The 17,479-nt window shown below is 70.8% G+C and carries 15 protein-coding genes and 2 pseudogenes; 9 read left to right on the forward strand and 8 right to left on the reverse strand.

Features of this window, described 5'->3' with window-relative positions; translation table 11 throughout:
• Window positions 1-148 precede the first annotated feature (148 nt).
• The 3 genes from ACFY15_RS17650 to ACFY15_RS17660 all read left to right on the forward strand — a co-directional run bounded on the left by ACFY15_RS17650 (window position 149) and on the right by ACFY15_RS17660 (window position 5,091).
• Window positions 149-1,510, forward strand: a complete 1,362-nt coding sequence (locus ACFY15_RS17650) for a tetratricopeptide repeat protein (RefSeq protein WP_390686700.1) — start codon at window positions 149-151, stop codon at window positions 1,508-1,510.
• On the forward strand, window positions 1,507-2,397 hold the full coding sequence (locus tag ACFY15_RS17655) for a glycosyltransferase family 2 protein (RefSeq protein ID WP_390686699.1): 891 nt from the start codon (window positions 1,507-1,509) through the stop codon (window positions 2,395-2,397). The genes ACFY15_RS17650 and ACFY15_RS17655 overlap by 4 nt, the downstream gene beginning before the upstream one ends.
• Window positions 2,398-2,820: 423 nt before the next feature.
• Entirely contained in the window at window positions 2,821-5,091 is a 2,271-nt protein-coding gene (locus ACFY15_RS17660; RefSeq protein ID WP_390686698.1) for a hypothetical protein, read from the forward strand.
• A 558-nt stretch (window positions 5,092-5,649) separates the two neighbouring features.
• Here ACFY15_RS17660 and ACFY15_RS17665 read toward each other — a convergent pair.
• Window positions 5,650-6,636: pseudogene (locus ACFY15_RS17665) on the reverse strand (aldo/keto reductase).
• A gap of 170 nt (window positions 6,637-6,806) precedes the next feature.
• On the opposite strand from ACFY15_RS17665, the pseudogene ACFY15_RS17670 reads away from it, so the two are divergent.
• Window positions 6,807-7,154 (forward strand): annotated as a pseudogene (locus tag ACFY15_RS17670) (helix-turn-helix domain-containing protein); the annotation flags it as partial.
• A 34-nt stretch (window positions 7,155-7,188) separates the two neighbouring features.
• Window positions 7,189-7,491: a hypothetical protein gene (locus tag ACFY15_RS17675; protein ID WP_390686734.1), complete on the forward strand. Its 303-nt coding sequence runs from the start codon at window positions 7,189-7,191 to the stop codon at window positions 7,489-7,491.
• Between the two features lie 159 nt (window positions 7,492-7,650).
• On the opposite strand, the gene ACFY15_RS17680 is transcribed toward ACFY15_RS17675, so the two are convergent.
• Both ACFY15_RS17680 and ACFY15_RS17685 read right to left on the reverse strand, forming a co-directional pair.
• A complete protein-coding gene (locus ACFY15_RS17680; protein WP_390686697.1) occupies window positions 7,651-9,174 on the reverse strand; it encodes an aldehyde dehydrogenase family protein in 1,524 nt (507 codons plus the stop codon).
• A gap of 56 nt (window positions 9,175-9,230) precedes the next feature.
• The gene (locus tag ACFY15_RS17685) at window positions 9,231-10,520 is read right to left on the reverse strand and encodes a GAF domain-containing protein (RefSeq protein WP_390686696.1); all 1,290 of its coding nucleotides are present in this window, start codon (window positions 10,518-10,520) and stop codon (window positions 9,231-9,233) included.
• A 282-nt stretch (window positions 10,521-10,802) separates the two neighbouring features.
• On the opposite strand from ACFY15_RS17685, the gene ACFY15_RS17690 reads away from it, so the two are divergent.
• Entirely contained in the window at window positions 10,803-10,985 is a 183-nt protein-coding gene (locus tag ACFY15_RS17690) for a hypothetical protein (RefSeq protein WP_390686695.1), read from the forward strand.
• A 25-nt stretch (window positions 10,986-11,010) separates the two neighbouring features.
• A complete protein-coding gene (locus ACFY15_RS17695; protein WP_390686694.1) occupies window positions 11,011-11,559 on the forward strand; it encodes an MOSC domain-containing protein in 549 nt (182 codons plus the stop codon).
• 93 nt (window positions 11,560-11,652) lie between these two features.
• On the opposite strand, the gene ACFY15_RS17700 is transcribed toward ACFY15_RS17695, so the two are convergent.
• A complete protein-coding gene (locus ACFY15_RS17700) occupies window positions 11,653-12,105 on the reverse strand; it encodes an SAM-dependent methyltransferase (protein WP_390686693.1) in 453 nt (150 codons plus the stop codon).
• A gap of 40 nt (window positions 12,106-12,145) precedes the next feature.
• A complete protein-coding gene (locus ACFY15_RS17705; RefSeq protein WP_390686692.1) occupies window positions 12,146-12,934 on the reverse strand; it encodes a hypothetical protein in 789 nt (262 codons plus the stop codon).
• A 135-nt stretch (window positions 12,935-13,069) separates the two neighbouring features.
• On the opposite strand from ACFY15_RS17705, the gene ACFY15_RS17710 reads away from it, so the two are divergent.
• Complete coding sequence (locus ACFY15_RS17710; protein WP_390686691.1) at window positions 13,070-13,984, forward strand: oxygenase MpaB family protein; 915 nt, start codon at window positions 13,070-13,072, stop codon at window positions 13,982-13,984.
• 61 nt (window positions 13,985-14,045) lie between these two features.
• On the opposite strand, the gene ACFY15_RS17715 is transcribed toward ACFY15_RS17710, so the two are convergent.
• Window positions 14,046-14,663 (reverse strand): class I SAM-dependent methyltransferase, encoded by a 618-nt coding sequence (locus ACFY15_RS17715; RefSeq protein WP_390686690.1) that lies wholly within the window; start codon window positions 14,661-14,663, stop codon window positions 14,046-14,048.
• A gap of 125 nt (window positions 14,664-14,788) precedes the next feature.
• Here ACFY15_RS17715 and ACFY15_RS17720 point away from each other — a divergent pair, with 125 nt between their 5' ends.
• Window positions 14,789-16,171 carry an IS4 family transposase gene (locus ACFY15_RS17720; RefSeq protein ID WP_390825817.1) on the forward strand — a complete coding sequence of 461 codons (1,383 nt, stop codon included), beginning with the start codon at window positions 14,789-14,791 and terminating at the stop codon, window positions 16,169-16,171.
• Here ACFY15_RS17720 and ACFY15_RS17725 read toward each other — a convergent pair.
• Together ACFY15_RS17725 and ACFY15_RS17730 are read right to left on the reverse strand one after the other, a co-directional pair.
• Window positions 16,168-16,968 carry a DUF6461 domain-containing protein gene (locus ACFY15_RS17725; RefSeq protein WP_390686688.1) on the reverse strand — a complete coding sequence of 267 codons (801 nt, stop codon included), beginning with the start codon at window positions 16,966-16,968 and terminating at the stop codon, window positions 16,168-16,170. The two genes, ACFY15_RS17720 and ACFY15_RS17725, sit on opposite strands and share 4 nt — an antisense overlap.
• Before the next feature lie 95 nt (window positions 16,969-17,063).
• Complete coding sequence (locus ACFY15_RS17730; RefSeq protein ID WP_390686687.1) at window positions 17,064-17,324, reverse strand: hypothetical protein; 261 nt, start codon at window positions 17,322-17,324, stop codon at window positions 17,064-17,066.
• Window positions 17,325-17,479: the final 155 nt, after the last annotated feature.

The raw sequence follows: 17,479 nt of genomic DNA on the forward strand, positions 1-17,479 counted from the left end.
GCGTCGGCGTAGGGCCGGGTTTCCGGACAGGTTCCAGGCCGATCACGTTTGGCGTTACGGCTATTGAACTCACGGTGATCGGGTGGGGGTACCGTGGACGGCGGGGCACCTTGTTCAATCTGTTCAAGATCGCTGCGGGGAGTGGGAGTTGGCGGAGAGCCGTAGTCCTAACACCGCGCTGGCGGACGTCATCGCCGAGGCCGGATGTACCTACGAGGTCCTGGCCAGGGACATCCGTGCGGTGGCCGCCGAGTCCGGGGTGACGCTGCATACCTCCCGCTCGGCTGTTCACTCCTGGGTCATGGGTGGTACACCAAGCGGTCAGACCCGCTCGTACATCGCCGAAGCCCTCACCAGAAGGATGAAGCGGAAGGTCACGCCCACAGAGATCGGTCTAGGCTGCGCAGGCACCGGCGAGGCCCTGGGGGCCGATCCACTGGCCAACGCCACCGACCTCGGGAGATTCGTGATGCTCCGTCGCAGGAACTTCCTCAACGCCGCGTTCGCGACGGCCGCCGTCGCACTGCCGCTCGGCTACGACCACCAGGCCGTCGCCGCGACCCTCCGGGCAGCCGAACGCGGCGGCGCCGTCGGCACTGAGGAAGTCGCCACCGTGCGGGAGCTCACGGAGACGTTCCGGAGCATGGATGAACGCTTGGGCGGCGGCCACGGCCTGACAATGGTGACCGCCTACCTCACCGACACCGTGGTCCCCATGCTGGAGAGCCGCTTCCCCTCGGAGCCGGTACGGCGCAGCGCGTTCGGGGCGGCGGCGACTCTGGCGTGCCTGGTGGGCTGGAAGCACCACGACTTGGGACGCGAGGGCGCCGCTCAGCGCTACTACCTCCTTGGCTTCCAGTTGGCCTGCGAGTCAGACCCGTACGGGCACGCCGCGTGGATGATGCGGGCTCTGACCCACCAGGCACTCGACCTCGGTCACCCGCAGGCGTGCATCGGTCTGGCGGAGGAGGCGTTGCGGCGGGCGACAGGCAAGGTCGACCGGCAGACTGAGGCCCTACTGCTGGTCACCTGCGCCAGGGCGTACGGGGCCGGTGGACAGAGCGGGAAGGCGGCGGCGGCCCTGCTGTCGGCCGAAGCCGCGATGCTCACCGCAGGTGACCCGGTGCCTGGCTACGCCGCTGCGTCGGGTCCGGTCGCGGCGACCGTCGCCTCCCACACCGGCAAGACCCTGACCGAGATGCGCGACCACCGGGCTGCGGAGAAGCATTACCGGGCGGCGCTCAAGGGACGGACGCCGGGGACCTATCAGCGGGTTCACGGCCTGACCATGGTCAACATCGGGCGGTCGGTCGCCGCGCAGCAGCGGCACGAGGAGGCCGTGGCCGTGTGGGGTCGGTCGCTGGACTTCATGCAGGGCCTGGTCTCGGACCGGACCGTGAAGGAAATCAGGGCGATCCAGTCCACGGCTGCCAGCTACCGAAAGCGCCGAATCCCCGGAGCCGGAGCCTTGCACGAACGCGCCGTCGACCTGCTGCGAGCCCAGGCATGAACCGCGCCCAAACCGGTCCGCCGACGGTCGGCGTTGTGATCATCACCATGGGAGACCGGGAGGCTGAACTCCGAGCTCTCCTCGAGTCGGTGGCAGCCCAGGAAGGCGAGCCCGCCACGGTCGTCGTGCTCGGGCAAGGAGCGAAGCTCCCCGCTCTGCCGGACCCGGTGGCGGCCGTCGAACTGCCGGAGAACCGCGGAATCCCCGGCGGCCGGAACGCCGGGGTGCGGTGGCTGCGTGAACACGGCGGCGCCGACATCGTCCTCGTCCTCGACGACGACGGCCTCCTCCCTCGAACTGACACCCTCCACCTGGTTCGGGAAGCGTTCACGGCGAATCCGAAGCTGGGGATCGTGGGCTTCCGCATCGCCGACGAGAACGGCGTCTCCCAGCGCAGGCACGTCCCCCGCCTCGGGGGCGCCGACCCGCTCATCTCTGGGCCGGTCACAACGTTCCTGGGCGGCGCCCACGCCATCCGCATGGGCGTCATCGACCAGGTCGGTGACTTCCCTGACAAGTTCTTCTACGCACATGAGGAGACCGACTTCGCCTGGCGGGCCCTGGATGCCGGGTGGGAGATCGACTACCGGGCCGACCTGGTCCTGACCCACCCCCGTACCCCGGCCTCCCGGCACGCGGTCTACTACCACCACACCGGCCGCAACCGGGTCTGGCTCGCAAAGCGGCACTTGCCCGCCGTCCTCGTCCCGGTCTACCTCGCCACCTGGGCCGCGTACACGCTGGCCCAGCGGCCGCCGCTGGCCGGGTTGAAGTCGTGGTGGGCTGGATTCTTCGAGGGGGTGCGGGTGCCGTGCCCGCCACGGCGTCCGATGCGGTGGCGGACCGTGTGGCGCATGACGCGACTTGGCCGACCACCGGTGATCTGACCTTCTCCGGTTTCTGGTTTGTGAGATGACGGGGAGCATGGGCGCCAGCCGCGTGCACCCCGTCATCTCACCGCGAATCAGGTCAGCTGCCGCCAGAGGCGTCGGTGTCGTTGGGGCGGGCTCAGCTTTGGTGTCTGTGCGCGCGGTGGAATCAGGACGATTTCCGGCGACGCCAGATCTGGGGACCAGTGCTGCGTACACGCATCTGGCCAGTGGGGCGTGGAGGTCTGAAAGTCGAGGCGGGCGGCTGGTCAACTGGTGCGGTGTGCCGGTGCCAGGCTGCCTTCTGGATGCGAGCGGGCAGTGCGCGTTGGGCCGGCCCGATGAGAACGCTCTGAAGCAAGATCGGTCGTGGTGTCACGAGCAACACGCAGACGTAGTCGCTGTCACCAGGGTGGGGCTTCGTCCAGCATCCGGCAGCGCATGTCACTGCTCGGCCCTAAGCTCGCAAGGCGAGAGAAGGGGGCGTTCGTGCGCGACCGCATGCTGACATCCGACGTACCGCTCGGGCCGTTCGAGGGCACCAAGATCACCGTCTACTCGGCCAAGGGCAAGAACGCCAGACTGCATGTTCGGAGAGAGTGCGCCCGGCTCCGGACGTCCAACGTGACCACGGCAGAAGTCCCTTTGAATGCGGACGCGGTGGACAGGTTCTGCTCCGGCTGTACGGACTGGGGTCCGAGGGTCCGGCCGTCATCCGGGCTCGGCCTCTTCATGAACGCGCTTACCGGAACGGGACTGCTCCACCAGCTGCAGGCCTACGCAGAGCCCGACGAGGACGTGTACTGGACCCAGGATGAGGAACGAGCCGCAGCCGAGCTTCTGCACTCCGAACGGGGTGCCATGGACGAGGGCGAAGACGAGGAAGAGGACGACGCCGGGCACTGGGAAGCGCGCAGGGAGGCCCAAGACCTGCAGGATCAGGTCTTGGCCCGCTGGCGTCACGCAGCCCAGAGCCTCCACCGGGCGCAGGTGATCATCGCCCACTTTCCGTGGCTGACCGACTGGGCGAAGCCGAAGGTGGTGGCGAAGGCGAGCTACCTCGAGACCCTGCGAGCACATGCGGCCCTCTTCGTGGAGCCGGCCGGGCTCGTCGTATCCGCTGCGGCAGCGAGACTGGTAACGCCCCCAGTATCAACCGACGATCCTGACTTCGTGGTGCTCGGCAACAGCAGCCAGATCTCCACAGCCCTGAGTTCCTTGTGGCGCAGGTGGCAGTACTCGGCCGAGCGGAGCTGGGAAGGACCGGAATCACGGGCGATCATCCGATATGACCTCGTGCACGGCATCAGGCCCAACAAGAAGGGGCGCGCGGAAGCTCTCGAAGGAGCCGCCCGGCTGATTCAGTCCTGGGAGGACGAAGCCTGCGCCGCCGCTGCGACGACGGATTCGACACCGACGGTGTGGGTCACGGCGCGCTTGCCGGAGGGCGCGGAGGAGCCTTCGCCCGGAGGGACTCCCGACGTCCTGGACGGCTTGGATCGGTGGACCCTCGGCGTGGTGGTGACGTGGACCGCGACCGCCGACTGGGGGCGGCGTACGCTGACGCTGAGGGTCCCGGCCCTCGTCGCCGACAGACTCCTTGCGCCCTCGAGCAGCCTCACGTGCGAGCCGGGCGGTTCCGAAGCCGTGGCTACTGAAGCGGGGTCCCAAGGGCATCCGGACTTCGTCTGGCCCGGGGTCTTCGACGACACCCCTGTCTTCGACCGCCAGCCCGCTACCCTCGCGCATCTCCGGGCGCTGCGGCGCTTTTCGTACGCCGCCGACCAGCTCTACATCGTCTTTTCGACGAGCGGGGGAGCGGAGGTCTTGCCTCTCGAAGCCATTGAGAGGCGACTCGCCCAGGGCTGGCTCGGCGTCATCGTCGCCAGCGCGTCGGACCTTCCCGATAGCGTGATCACTCCGTGGATCAAGGAGGACGTCCCCGCGCCAGAGGCTGGCGATGCCCCATCCTCGGGCCACGGCCATGTACGGCAGGATGGCCACTTCGGGGCCGACCTGGGCCTTGCAGCCGGGGCCCGGGACGTTGTCCGGCGGACGTGTCGGGAGCACGACAAGGAGGAGCGCAATCTGCGCCTGCTCGCCATGGCGCGTGGCGTTTCCGACTTGCGGACCCTCGACACGGGCCGCTCCGGCATGCTGCCCCTTGCGGTGTGGGAGGGCCTGCTCGCGTCTGGCCCCTTGGACCTCTTGCCGTTCCGGCCGCCCAGCGCCGACCGTTGGCGCGGTGGCAGCAGCCTTCCGCTGGGTGTTCTGGGTCAGGCGCAGATCTACGCCACGAACTCGGATCCCAAGTTCGAAGGCAGGGGGCACTCACCCCTATGCCGGCACACACGTGATCGAGGCCTCGCGGCGGGCGACGACCTCCTGACAGTGGCGGACCTGCTGGCCCGTGACGACTGGGACTGGTGCAGCAAGTGCGGAGGCTATGCCGTACGCCGACTGACCGACACCCAGCTGTCCTACTACCGCGCTGCCCACCGGCTGCACGACATCGCAGGGCAACTCGACGACGAGCGTACGCACCGTGTGTCTGTCGATCCAGATGCCCTGATTAAGCAGCTGGAAGAGCTTGCGGGCTGGGAGCCTGGCGGGCACGTGGACTGCGGCTGGGACGGCTCATGGCGTTGGCATGAGGTCATCCGCAACCTGCGACGCCGAGCCGAACGGAAGCGGGGCCACACCGCTTCCTGAGTCGCTGGGAGTCAAAGGGGGCGCAGGTTCAGATCCTGTCGTCCCGACCCTGCCTTCAGCAGGTCGGAGGCCGTTCTCTCGTCCATGACGGGACGGCTGTTCGTGTGCCCGCGGGCTTGGTGGTCGCAGTGTGGTCGCACGCCCGGGACCGTGTCCGTCGTGAGCGCCGCGTCAGCGGGCACGACCTCTGCGGGGCACCGGCGTTGTGGTCGTTCTGCCCTTCCTCGGGGGCCGCTGCGGACCCATGTCCCTGCTGGCCTCCTCGGCGAGCGCTGTCTACGCCGTCGTCCGGCTGATCGAGCTGAGCCGGTTCCGCCGGCCCGTGGCCTTCCGCCCCGCGAACTCCTCTTTGCCCTCGGCTGTGCCTTCGGCGTCCTCAACCTCGGCATCCTGGTTGCCGGGCCCTCTCGTCCCTGTTCTCGTATAGCAACCGTCAGATGGCGTGTAGCGCTGAGTAACTAGTTGGGGCTGCGGTCTCGTTGTTGGAGGGCGGCGAAGTAGGCATGTGCTGTCTCGACGGACTCCGGGTACGCCTATGTCTTCTCGTGTTCGGCGGGGTCAGCGGTCGATGGCGGCCATGTTCGCCTCGTCGTGGCGCTCGCCCGCGGTGGGGGTGAGGTTGTTCAGCCGCTCTAGCTGGGCCGGGGTGAGCTCGATGCCGTCTGCGGCGGTGTTCTCCTCGACGCGGGCGACCCGCCGGGTTCCGGGGATGGGGCCGATGTCGTCGCCGCGGGTGAGGATCCACGCCAGCGCGGTCTGCGCCGGCGTGGCGCCGATCTCGGCGCCGATCGCCTGCACCTCGTCGACGATCGCCAGGTTGCGCTGGAAGTTCTCGCCGGTGAATCGCGGGTTGGTCTTGCGCCAGTCATCGTCGGGGAAGTCGTCCACGGAACGGATCTGCCCGGTCAGCAGACCGTGCCCGAGTGGCGAGTAGGGGACGAAGCCGATGCCGAGTTCACGCAGCAGCGGGAGGATCTCGTCCTCGACGTCGCGGGTCCACAGCGATTACTCGGTCTGCAGGGCTGCGACCGGGTGCACGGCGTGGGCGCGGCGGATCGTTGCGGGGCCGGCCTCGGAGAGCCCGATGTGGCGGATCTTGCCCTCGGTGACGAGCTCGGCCAGTGTGCCGACGGTCTCCTCGATGGGCGTGTTCGGGTCGACGCGGTGCTGGTAGTACAGGTCGATGTGGTCGGTGCCAAGACGCTTCAGGGAGCCCTCGACGGCGGCCTTGATGTTGGCGGCGGTGCTGTCGGTGACGTCCGGGGCCGGGCTGTCGCCGGCGTGGGAGACCAGTCCGAACTTGGTGGCCACGACGACCTGGTCTCGGCGGCCCTTGATGGCCTTGCCGATGACTTCTTCGCTGTGGAAGGGGCCGTAGATCTCGGCGGTGTCGATGTGTGTGACGCCGAGGTCGAGTGCCCGGTGGATGGTGCGGATTGACTCGCTGTCGTCGAGCCCTCCGCCGGTGGTGTAGACGCCGGCCATGGTCATGGCGCCCAGGCCGATGCGCGAGACGTCCAGCCCGCCCAGCGATACGTGCTTCATCGGATACTCCCTCTTCCTGGTGGTGCGGTGTGCGGTGAGGCAGGCCCGCTATCCAGGCAACCACCCGCCGACCCGCCGCGGAGGCCCGTACAGGGGCTCGTTCGTCCAGGGGTCTAGCAGTACCCCTTTCGCTGCCCGGCAGGTCCACGGGCGCGCCGTACGGTGGATACATGGACCGCAGCAGCGAGATCCGCGAGTTCCTGCGCACCCGCCGGGCCCGGATCACCCCCGAACAGGCCGGCATCGCCCCCCCCCACGCCGGGCCCCGCCGCGTTCCGGGCCTGCGCCGCGAGGAAGTCGCCCAGCTCGCCGGAGTCAGCGTCGACTACTACATCCGCCTGGAACCAGGCCGCACCCAAGGCGTCTCCGAAGCCGTCCTGGACGCCGTCGCCCGCGCCCTGCACCTGGACGACACCGAACGCGCGCCGTGCTGCGACGGCGACCCGACCTGTACCCATTCCGCCGCAGTTCGTCCGCGTCCTGCGTGCCCACGTCGAGCGCTTCGGTGTCGCCCCGGACGGGCGGCTGTTCCAGAACCAGGCGGGCAACTATGTGGAGGCGGCGGCGTACGGGATCACGTGGTCGAGGGCGCGGGAGTACGTCCTGACCCGCACGGAGCTGGCGGCCGGTCTGGCGAAGCGGCCCTACGACCTCCGGCATGCCGGGATCTCGTTCTGGCTCCACCCGGGTGTCGACCCTGCTGAGTGTGCTCGGCGGGCCGGTCACAGCATCCATGTCCTGTTCAAGTACTACGCCAAGTTCCTTGATGGCGTTCAGGAGCAGGCCAACCGTCTCATCGAGCAGTCCATGGAGGAGTGGGACCGCGTCAGCAAGGGAGTGCCGCTCACTCCGTGAGCCGGTTTGGTCCGTGACTGGTCCGGAACAGCCGGTCTGGAGTGGGAGACGGGCGGGAGGAACTGGGAGGAACAGGAAATACTGATATCCGCGTGGAGCGGGTCGCGCCAACGGCGCCTGACGGGCAAAAGCCCAGGTCAGGCGCCGTTTTTCGTGCTCCTAGAAGAAGCCGAGCCGCTTCGGCGAATACGAGACGAGGAGATTTTTCGTCTGCTGGTAGTGCTCCAGCATCATCTTGTGGGTCTCGCGGCCGATGCCGGACTGCTTGTAGCCGCCGAACGCCGCGTGTGCCGGGTAGGCGTGGTAGCAGTTCGTCCAGACGCGGCCCGCCTGGATCGCGCGGCCCGCGCGGTACGCCGTGTTGACGTCGCGGGTCCAGACGCCCGCGCCGAGGCCGTACGCCGTGTCGTTGGCGATGCGGATCGCGTCGTCGAAGTCCTCGAACGAGGTCACCGACAGCACCGGGCCGAAGATCTCCTCCTGGAAGATCCGCATCCGGTTGTCTCCCTCGAAGACGGTCGGCTGGACGTAGAAGCCGCCCGCCAGGTCCCCGCCGTGGTCGATGCGGCCGCCGCCCGTGAGGATCTTCGCGCCCTCACGCCGGCCGATCTCCACGTACGAGAGGACCTTCTTCAGCTGCTCCTCGGAGGCCTGTGCGCCGATCATCGTGTCCGTGTCCAGCGGGTGGCCCGGCACGATCAGTTCCGTGCGGGCGACCGCCGCGTCCAGGAAGTCGCCGTAGCGGCCTCGCTCGATCAGCGCGCGCGAAGGGCTCGTACACACCTCGCCCTGGTTCAGCGCGAACATCGTGAAGCCCTCCAGGGCCTTGTCGCGCAGGTCGTCGTCCTTCGTCCAGATGTCGTCGAAGAAGAGGTTCGGGCTCTTCCCGCCGAGTTCCAGCGTGACCGGCTTCAGGTGCTCCGCCGCGTACTGGAGGATCAGCCGGCCCGTCGCCGTCTCCCCGGTGAAGGCCACCTTCGCCACGCGCGGGCTCGACGCCAGCGGCTTGCCCGCCTCTTCGCCGAAGCCGTTGACGATGTTCACCACCCCGGGGGGAAGGAGGTCCGCCACCAGGCCGAGCCAGTAGTGGACGGAGGCCGGGGTCTGCTCGGCCGGCTTGAGGACCACAGTGTTGCCGGCGGCCAGGGCGGGGGCCAGCTTCCACACCGCCATCAGGATCGGGAAGTTCCACGGGATGATCTGCCCGACCACGCCCAGCGGCTCGTGGAAGTGGTAGGCCACCATGTCCTCGTCCAGCTGGCTGAGCGACCCCTCCTGCGCGCGCAGCGCCCCCGCGAAGTAGCGGAACTGGTCGACGGCGAGCGGGAGGTCGGCGGCGAGGGTCTCCCGGACGGGCTTGCCGTTCTCCCAGGTCTCCGCGACCGCCAGGGCCTCCAGGTTCTGCTCCATCCGGTCCGCGATGCGCAGCAGGACGCCCGCGCGCTCCGTGACCGACGTACGGCCCCAGGCCGGGGCCGCCGCGTGCGCCGCGTCCAGGGCCCGCTCCACGTCCTCCGCCGTGCCCCGGGCGACCTCCGTGAACGGCTGCCCGGTGACGGGGGAGGGGTTCTCGAAGTACCGGCCGCGGGCGGGCGCGACGTACTCGCCGCCGATGTAGTGGTCGTAGCGGGACGCGTACGCCATCAGGGCGCCCTCGGTTCCGGGCGCAGCGTAACGGGCCATGGTGGTCCTCCCCTTGCCGGGCGCCGGCCGCCGTCGGACAGCGCTCGGGAGGGAGGCTAGGAGCGGGCAGGTTGCGGCAACGTTGCACGCCCCGCGCCCAGCTCCTCGTCGAGGGAACGTACGCGGGCCAGCGCGGCCGGCCGGTCCCGCGGCGGCAGCGCCGCGGCCAGGGCCCGCCACACCGCCGGGTCCTCCGCGCCCCACGGGCTGCACACCCAGTCGGACAGCAGCCCCACGTCCGCCCGCGCGATCACCGCCGCCCGCGCCTGGTCCTCGATCCGGCGCCGGAGCCGGACGATGCCGGGGGCGCAGGAGGACGGCAGCAGCGGGCCGGGGTAGCGGGTGAGGGCGGCCGACACGGCCCCCGCCGCCAGGTGCCGGGTCACGGCCGCGAAATCGGCCTCCAGCGGTACGGCCGTGCGGTACGGGCGCGAGAGCAGGTTCCCGGCGCCCAGCAGGGCGCGCAGCCGGGACATCTCCGCCCGCAGCGTCACGGCCGCCACCGACTCGTCCTCGTACAGGGCGTGGGCCAGCTCGTCCCCGGACAGCCCTTCGGGGTGCTGCGCGAGCAGGGCCAGGATCTCGCTGTGCCGCCGGCCCGGCCTGATCCGGCGCCCGCCGAGCACGAGCAGCGCCTCGTCGCGGCCGAGCACCGTGAGGGTGTCGGGGGCGTCCGCGTCCGGCTCCGGTGCCAGCAGCGACAGCTGGGCCTCGGCGGCCCGGGCCACCGCCTGCACGAAGGCCAGCGAGTGCGGATGGGCCAGCCCGTCGCCGCCGGTGATGTCCACCGCGCCCAGCACCCGGCCGGTGCGCGGGTCCCGGACCGGGGCGGCCGCGCAGGTCCAGGGGTGCACGCGGCGGCTGAAGTGCTCGGCTCCGAAGACCTGGACGGGTTCGCCCAGCGCGACCGCCGTACCGGGGGCGTTGGTTCCCATCGCCGTCTCCGCCCAGCGAGAACCCGGTACGAAGCCCAGTTCCTCGGCCCGCCCCAGGGTGGCGGGCTCGCCCTCGACCCACAGCAGCCCGCCCCGCGCGTCGCACACCGCCAGCAGATGGGCCCCGTGCGCCGCGAACGCCCCCACCAGGTCCCGGAACAGCGGCATCACCCGGGCCAGCGGATGCCGTTCCCGGTACGCCAGCAGCTCCGGCTCCGGCCGCTCCAGCCGGGGCGCGCACTCGGGGTTGACCCGGGCCCGCGCGCAGCGCCGCCAGGACTTCGCGATCACCGCCCGGACGGGCGGCTCGACCCGCCCGTCCCGGGTGAAGGCCTCGTGCGCCCGCCGCAGGACGCGCGTGCGCTCGACGGGATCGGCCCCGCCCGGCAGCGCCGGCGACGGATCGCGCATGTCACCCTCCCGAGGGACCGTGGAGCCGCGGTGAGCGGAGGGCCCCATCGTGGTGCGGGTCCGTGACCCCGGCAAGCGCCGCGTCGGCCAGTTCTCGCCGCAACCCGGCCGGTCCGCGCCGGAGGCCGGCCGCCTCGCCGGAGCCCGCCGGGGGCCGCAGGGGGCGGGGCTGCTCGCCGGCTTCCTCGCGCGGGGTGCGTTCGCGTGGCCGGGAACGTACCGTCGCCATGGCGCGTTGTGCGGGTAGTGGCCGACGCAGGAGGCAGGAGGAGGTGTCCGCAGATGTCGAAGAGCGGAAGGACCGCGGTCGTCGCGATCGCGGCGGCGGTCGTGCTGTTCTGGCTGTTCGGGTTCTGGGCCGCGCTGGCGGTGCTGATCGGGGTACCGGTGCTGGCCTACCTCTTCCTGGACCCCTCCCAGAGGCGTCGGGTGCGGGGCATGTCGAGAAAGCAGATCGGCCGCTGAGAGCGGCCAAGGGGGGAGCGGTCACATGAACACCAGCGCACAGGTCGCGGCGGTCAGCAGCAACGCCGTGTACTCGTTCACCAAGCCGAACCGGGAGAGCATCACGCTGCTGGCCGGCCTCGGTGTCGAGGGCGACGTGCACGCCGGGGTCACGGTCAGGCACCGCTCGCGCGTGGCGCAGGACCCGACGCAGCCCAACCTCCGCCAGGTGCACCTGATCCACCGGGAGCTCTTCGACGAGGTCGCCGAAGCCGGTTTCCGCGTCGCGCCCGGCCAGCTCGGGGAGAACGTCACCACCGAGGGCATCGACCTGCTGGCCCTGCCCACCGGCACCCTGCTGGGCATCGGGGAGGAGGCGGTCGTGGAGGTGACGGGCCTGCGCAACCCGTGCCCGCAGATCAACGCCTTCCAGGACGGACTGCTCAAGCAGGTCGTCGGCCGGGACGAGGAGGGCCGGCTGGTCCGCAGGGCCGGAATCATGGGCGTGGTCAAGCAGGGCGGTAGGGTCCGCCCCGGCGACGCCATCTCGGTCACCCTCCCGCCCCCGCCGCACATACCGCTTGAACGGGTCTGAGCCGGGGCGGGTGTGAGCCGTGCGCGGGCGCGCGCCCGGCCGGATGCGGCTCGCCCCGAGTGCGGCGGTCCGGTCCTGCCCGGCGGCGCCGGCTCAGTAGTAGTCGCGCATCAGGGCCGAAGCCCATTCCGGCTGGCGGACCTCGCCGCGGGGCCCGAACTCCCTCATGTACGGCTTGAGGTCGAGCACCGGGGTGCCGTCCACCGCGTCCAGGCCCTCCACGTGCACGTCCAGGCCGTCGACCTTCACCACCCGGCAGCGGGAGACGCCGAGCCGGTTGGGCCGGTTCTTGCCGCGCTGCGCGAAGATGCCCACCAGCGGCCAGTCCCGGTTCCCCCGCGGATGCCGGGCCCCCGTCTCGACCGCGTCCGCCGGGACCCGGTCGAAGTGGTAGACGACCTCGAGGTGCGAGAAGTCCTCCAGACCGTAGAGGGCCTCCGGCCCGAACCGTCCGGCGTCCAGCCGGATCACGGCCCGCTCCCGCCCCCAGTCGTCGTCCACGACCTCGGCCCGGCCGCCCACGACCACGCCCACCGGCTCCACCATCACCGTTCCCCGTTCCTCGTTGCCTGTTCCGGGTCCGTCCTCAGGCCGGCCGCACCGCCGCCCGGTCCAGCGCCGCCAGCAGGGCGGACAGCCCGGGCAGCCCGTCCGCCCCCTCGCGGGGCACCGCCAGCACCCCGCCCGGCTCCTCGTCCAGCAGGACGAAGGCCGCGTCACCGGTCCGGGCCACCACCGACCAGCCGGGCCCGTCCGCCCGGAAGGTACGTACGCCCTCACCCGCGAAGGCCGACCGGACCCGCCCCGGCGGGGGCGCCTGCCGGGCGTAGTCCACGGCCTCCCGCAGCGCCCGCGCCAGCCCCGGGTGCGCTGCGGCCGCCGCCCCGCCGTCCTCCGCCACGCGCCCGCTCCAGTCCGCCCACTCCCGGGCGATCTGGTCCGCGCCCAGCCTCCGCTGCACCGGCCCCCAGGCGTCCGCCGACGGCGGGGCCAGCGGTACCCGCCCGGTGCCGTCCGCGCCCCGCTCCGGGTCGTGCGGCGCCGGGATGCCGGGCGTCGACACCGTCAGCTCCAGCGGCCAGCCCGCCAGCGAGAGCACGACCGTCCGCTCGTCGGGCGACAGGTCGTACTCCATGCCGCAGTCCCAGGAGGCGATGGCGGCGGCCACGAGCGAGACGTCGTCCACGACGACCGTCCAGCGGGCGCCCTCCTCGTCCTGGCCGAGCACCAGTCCGTACCCCTCGGCGGCCGGCGCCACGCCCAGCAGGGCGCAGGCCTCCGGGAAGTCGTCCCCGAGCAGCGCCGGGAACTGCGTGGGGGTCAGCAGCACGGCGCTCAGCACGTACAGCGAGCCCCCGCCCTCCTCGTCCGACACGTGGCCTCCCGATCGCAGTCCCGTCGGCGCACCCTAACCAGCGGGTAACTCGCACGTCGAGACCCGGCGGGCGGCGATTTTCGAGCCTGCTACCTGCACGTAGAGTTGACCACCCGCCACAGAGAAGGGAGACCGGTGCAGCGTTACGACCGGCTGAAGGAGATCCTCCGGCTCGACCCCGACAAGGACTTCCTCGCCATCTACCGGCTCACCGCCACCTACGAGTTCCCCTGGGACTTCACCCGCGCCCTGGAACTCGCCCTCTTCCGTACCTACGCCGTCCCGAGCATCGGCAGCCTGCTCGCCGAGACGGCCGAGTTCACCGAGCGCCCCCAGAAGCGCTACGACGACACCGCGCTGCTGCTCGACGCGGTCGTGGAGCACGGCTTCGAGCACGAAACGGCGCGCACCGCGATCCGCCGCGTCAACCAGATGCACCGCAGCTACGACATCTCCGACGACGACATGCGCTACGTCCTGTGCACCTTCGTGGTGATCCCGTCGCGCTGGATCGAGGCCTACGGCTGGCGCCCGCTGACCCATCACGAGCGCCGCGCCTGCGCCAACTACTACGCGACGCTCGGCAAACACCTGGGCATCAAGGACGTTCCCGGCTCCTACGAGGAGTTCGAGGCGACCCTGGACGCCTACGAGGAGGCCCACTTCGGCTGGGACGAGGGCGGCCGCGGGGTCGCCGACGCCACCCTTGGCCTGATGGCCTCCTGGTATCCGGCGCCCCTCGCCCCCGCCGTGCTCCGCGCGAGCCGCGCCCTCCTCGACGAGTCCCTGCTGGAGGCCTTCCGCTACGAGCGCCCGCACCCGGCCCTCGGCCGCCTGGTCCGGGGAGCCCTGCGGCTGCGCGGCCGGGCGGTACGGCTGCTGCCGCCGCGGAAGGCTCCGCACTACGCGCGCCAGAACCCGGAGATCAAGGGCTACCCCGACGGCTACGACGTGGGCGAGCTCGGGACCTTCCCGGTGCCCGGGGCGAGCGGCTGCCCCGTGCCCCATCCGCGCCGCCCGGCCGGAGCGGAGGCCCAGCCCCCGGCGTAGCCCCGGGGGTCCGGCGGGGACCCCGGCGGCCCGGCCGACGTGGAGGGGCCGGGATCCTGTCTCAGGCGCGGCGTACGGCCAGGACCAGGAAGCGGGCGTCCTCGTCGGCGTACGAGGTCATCTCCCAGCCGGAACCGGACAGCAGCGGGCCGAGGTTGTGCTCGGCCCGCAGGTCGTCGGGGGTCAGCTCGCGTCCGTGGCGCGCGGCGAGCGCGGCTCGCCCGATCGGGTGAAACAGTGCGAGCCGGCCACCGGGGCGGACCACGCGGGCGAGCTCGCGTAGGTTCGCCGCCGGCTCGGGCAGGTGCGCGATCAGCCCCGCCGCGAACACCGCGTCCAGCGCCCCGTCGCGCAGCGGCAGCCGGGCCACGTCCGCGCGCAGCAGTGTCCCGTCCGCCCCGCGTCCCGCCCGCCGGGCGGCGGCCAGCATCGGCTCGGTGAGGTCCGCACCGAGCACGGTTCCGGAGGGGCCGACGGCCGCGCGCAGCGGGGTCAGCGCCCGCCCGGTGCCGCAGCCCGCGTCGAGCACCCGGTCGCCGGGCCCGATGCCCAGCTCGGCGACGGCCGTCGCGAAGGCGGGCCCGTCCTCCGGGAACTTCTCGTCCCAGGCGTCCGCACGCGCCCCGAAGAACTCCTGTACGCGCGCCCGGTCCTCGTTCCTGCGGTTCACCGTGTCCATACGCCCATGATTCCGCACCCGGTGCCCGGTCCGGCGCCCCGGGGGCCTGCGCGGCCCAATGCAGTTGCCTTTGAGCTGAGGAGATCGTTGCCCCGCTTGTGACCGGGTGGGGTGCGGGCCAGCGGGTGCGGATCGGGATCCTGACGAAGGTGTTCACCGCTGAGCTGGTGGACGCGGCGATAGCCAAGCACGGCCGAGCCGAGCGGCGCCGTCGTCTCCTGCCGGCTTGGCTGGTTGTGTACTTCGTCCTGGCCCTGTGTCTGTTCGCCCGGGAGTCGTACGAGGAGGTGCTGCGGGTGCTGACCAGCGGCATCCCGGGCAGCGGGGCCCTCGCGCGGGTGAACCGGTCGTCGTTGTGCCGGGCCCGCGCCCGCCTCGGCGAGGACGTGCTGGAGACCGTCTTCCGCCAGGTGACCGGCCCGCTCGCCACCCCGGCCACACCCGGCGCATGGTGGCGAGGTCTGCGGCTCCTGGCCCTGGATGGCACGCAGTTCGATCTTCCGGATTCGACGAGTAACGGCGACACCTTCGACGGCCCCTCCGCCACCGGCGGTGTGCCCTTCGGCTTCCCCCAGGTCAGGGCGGTGGTCCTGGCCGAGGTCGGAACGCCCGGAGTCCTCGATGCCCGCCTCGGCGGTTACCGCGACGGAGAACGCGGCCTCGCTTACCCGCTGGCCGGCTCCACCGGCCCCGGCGACCTGGTCATCGCCGACCGCGGCTTCTGGTCGGTCGAGTTCGCTCACGTCTTCACCATGGGGGGCGCGGATCTGCTGGTCAGTCTCCAGTCCAACCACCTGGGCACCGCCCAGGAAGAACTTCCGGACGGCTCATACCTGTCGATGGCGCGACCGGGAAAGGACGTCCGGCTCCGAGCCGCCCGAGAGGGCCGAACGCTGCCCCGGCACGTGATCTACCGGGTCATCGCCTTCGCCAAGGGCGACAAGGTCGCCTATCTGGGCACGACGCTGCTGGATCCCGAGCAGTATCCGGCCGACGAGTTGGTTGCGCTCTACCGGGAACGCTGGGAGATCGAGCTCGCCTTCGACGAGATCAAGAACCACCTCGGCCCGGGCGGGCCGATCAGGTCGCGGACACCGGAAGGCGTCCGACAGGAACTGTGGGCCTACCTCGCGGTCCACCATGCGATCCGCCAGTTCGCCCACACGGCCGCGCTTACCCGCCCGACGGTGGACGCCGACCGTGTCTCCTACCTGAAGTGCGTACGCATCGTCCGCCGCAGCATTCCGTCCCAGCTCGGAGCGACCGCCGCCAAGCTCACCCGCTCCTTTGCCGAGGCCGGGCGGGAGGCACGTGCACGCCCTCTGCCGGCCCGGCGCGGCCGGGAGTGCCCGCGCGCGATCAAGAAGCCGAACCGTTGGCCCGTCCTGAGGACCCGAGCCAGACGAGACACAGTCCAGCCGGGCCGCTGGGCCCACAACCGGACCACGAAGCAACCGCCGAGCCGGAAGACCGGTACTCAGGGGAACCCGAGCCTCGTCACCGCCTAAGGAGTAGGTGACGAGGGACCGAGAATGACGATCGGTTCCTCGGCTCGGGCCCGGGCGAGGGCAGTGGCGGTCTCCACCTCCTCGCGGGTGACCTCTTTGTAGAACCGTTCCCCGTCCGCGCCGGTGACGTCGATGACCACCTTGGTCCACTCCTCTGCGGGCGCCTCCGGAACGTGTCCGAGGTGGTACTCGGCATTTTTGAGAAGTTCCTCTGTGAGCCGTACGCCCGTCAGACGCTCGGTGAGGGCAAGCACCGCCGCCTTGGTATCGGTACTCGGGCCTGTGTCGTCCTCGTCCTCGGTCAGGTCGAAGCCGATCTCACGCATCATCGGGACCAGCTCGTCCGGGGTGCTGCCGTATCTGTTCGTGGGCCATTCGAAGCCGGTCCGCAGCTCACCGTCCTCAAACCAGTCGAAAAGGTCGATCGGCGCGCCCCCGTTGGTGGAATGCGACACGGCTCGCCCGTTCTGCGACAGGGACGGCATGAACCGTGACATCCCTACGCCACCGTTGAAGTCGAAGACGAGCGTCCAGTCGCCGTCTGTGCCCGGCACGGTGAAAGCTCCCGCGATGAAGGAATCGTCCCAGTAATCCGTCGCAGCGCGATGCTCCAGATGCTCCTCGACCAGAGTATCCAGTCCCTCACCCGTGCCCTTCGGCTTGGCCTCCATCAGACGCAGTATGTCGGTGGCAGTGGTGCCGTGGACGAGGGCCAGGCCGTATCCGCCCGTCATTGCGTCGCCGAACATCCGGGAGGAGCGTATCCAGGCGTAATCCCGCGCAGTCACCAAAGTCATGCACAGCAGTCTGCCTCCCAGCACTGACAGGCTTGCAGCCCGAGGCCCCCACGACGGAACCAAGGGCCGCAGCGCTTCGGGGATGCGGGCTCAGGTCAGCCGATCCAGTCTCGGAATCGGGCGTGGGATGGTCCGCATGTGCCGTCGGCCAAGGCGTCCTCGTAAGCCTTCCGGGCTACGGCTTCCCACTCTTCCGTCGAAGTGCCGGCGGACATGAGGGACCCTGAGCCGACTGCGTAGGTCGTACATCGTGGATAGACCGGCTGAACGGCGTACCACCCGAAGGCGACGACGGCAGCCAGCGTGGCCAGGGTGATGAAGCGGCGTCTGGGTGTGTGGAAGAACGGGTTGATCACCTATGGATGGTACGGAGCGTGTCTGACCTGCCGGCCCGCGCCCTACTCCGTCACAGACAGGGCGACGATCCCCTCCGCAACTCAAAGGCAACTGCATTGGCCTGCGCGGCCCCGCGGCGGCTCGCGTGGGGTCCCTGTGCACCGTGTGCAAGGTG

The organism is Streptomyces sp. NPDC001373 (genome assembly GCF_042895815.1).
Lineage (GTDB): Bacteria > Actinomycetota > Actinomycetes > Streptomycetales > Streptomycetaceae > Streptomyces.

Excerpts from the sequence above, each read along its gene's own strand:
- ACFY15_RS17660 (WP_390686698.1), top strand. The coding sequence starts at position 2,821 with ATGTCACTGCTCGGCCCTAAGCTCGCAAGGCGAGAGAAGGGGGCGTTC.
- ACFY15_RS17680 (WP_390686697.1), bottom strand. The coding sequence starts at position 9,174 with ATGGCCCGTTACGCTGCGCCCGGAACCGAGGGCGCCCTGATGGCGTAC.
- ACFY15_RS17690 (WP_390686695.1), top strand. The coding sequence starts at position 10,803 with ATGTCGAAGAGCGGAAGGACCGCGGTCGTCGCGATCGCGGCGGCGGTC.
- ACFY15_RS17725 (WP_390686688.1), bottom strand. The coding sequence starts at position 16,968 with ATGACTTTGGTGACTGCGCGGGATTACGCCTGGATACGCTCCTCCCGG.
- ACFY15_RS17715 (WP_390686690.1), bottom strand. The coding sequence starts at position 14,663 with ATGGACACGGTGAACCGCAGGAACGAGGACCGGGCGCGCGTACAGGAG.
- ACFY15_RS17685 (WP_390686696.1), bottom strand. The coding sequence starts at position 10,520 with ATGCGCGATCCGTCGCCGGCGCTGCCGGGCGGGGCCGATCCCGTCGAG.
- ACFY15_RS17695 (WP_390686694.1), top strand. The coding sequence starts at position 11,011 with ATGAACACCAGCGCACAGGTCGCGGCGGTCAGCAGCAACGCCGTGTAC.
- ACFY15_RS17655 (WP_390686699.1), top strand. The coding sequence starts at position 1,507 with ATGAACCGCGCCCAAACCGGTCCGCCGACGGTCGGCGTTGTGATCATC.
- ACFY15_RS17700 (WP_390686693.1), bottom strand. The coding sequence starts at position 12,105 with ATGGTGGAGCCGGTGGGCGTGGTCGTGGGCGGCCGGGCCGAGGTCGTG.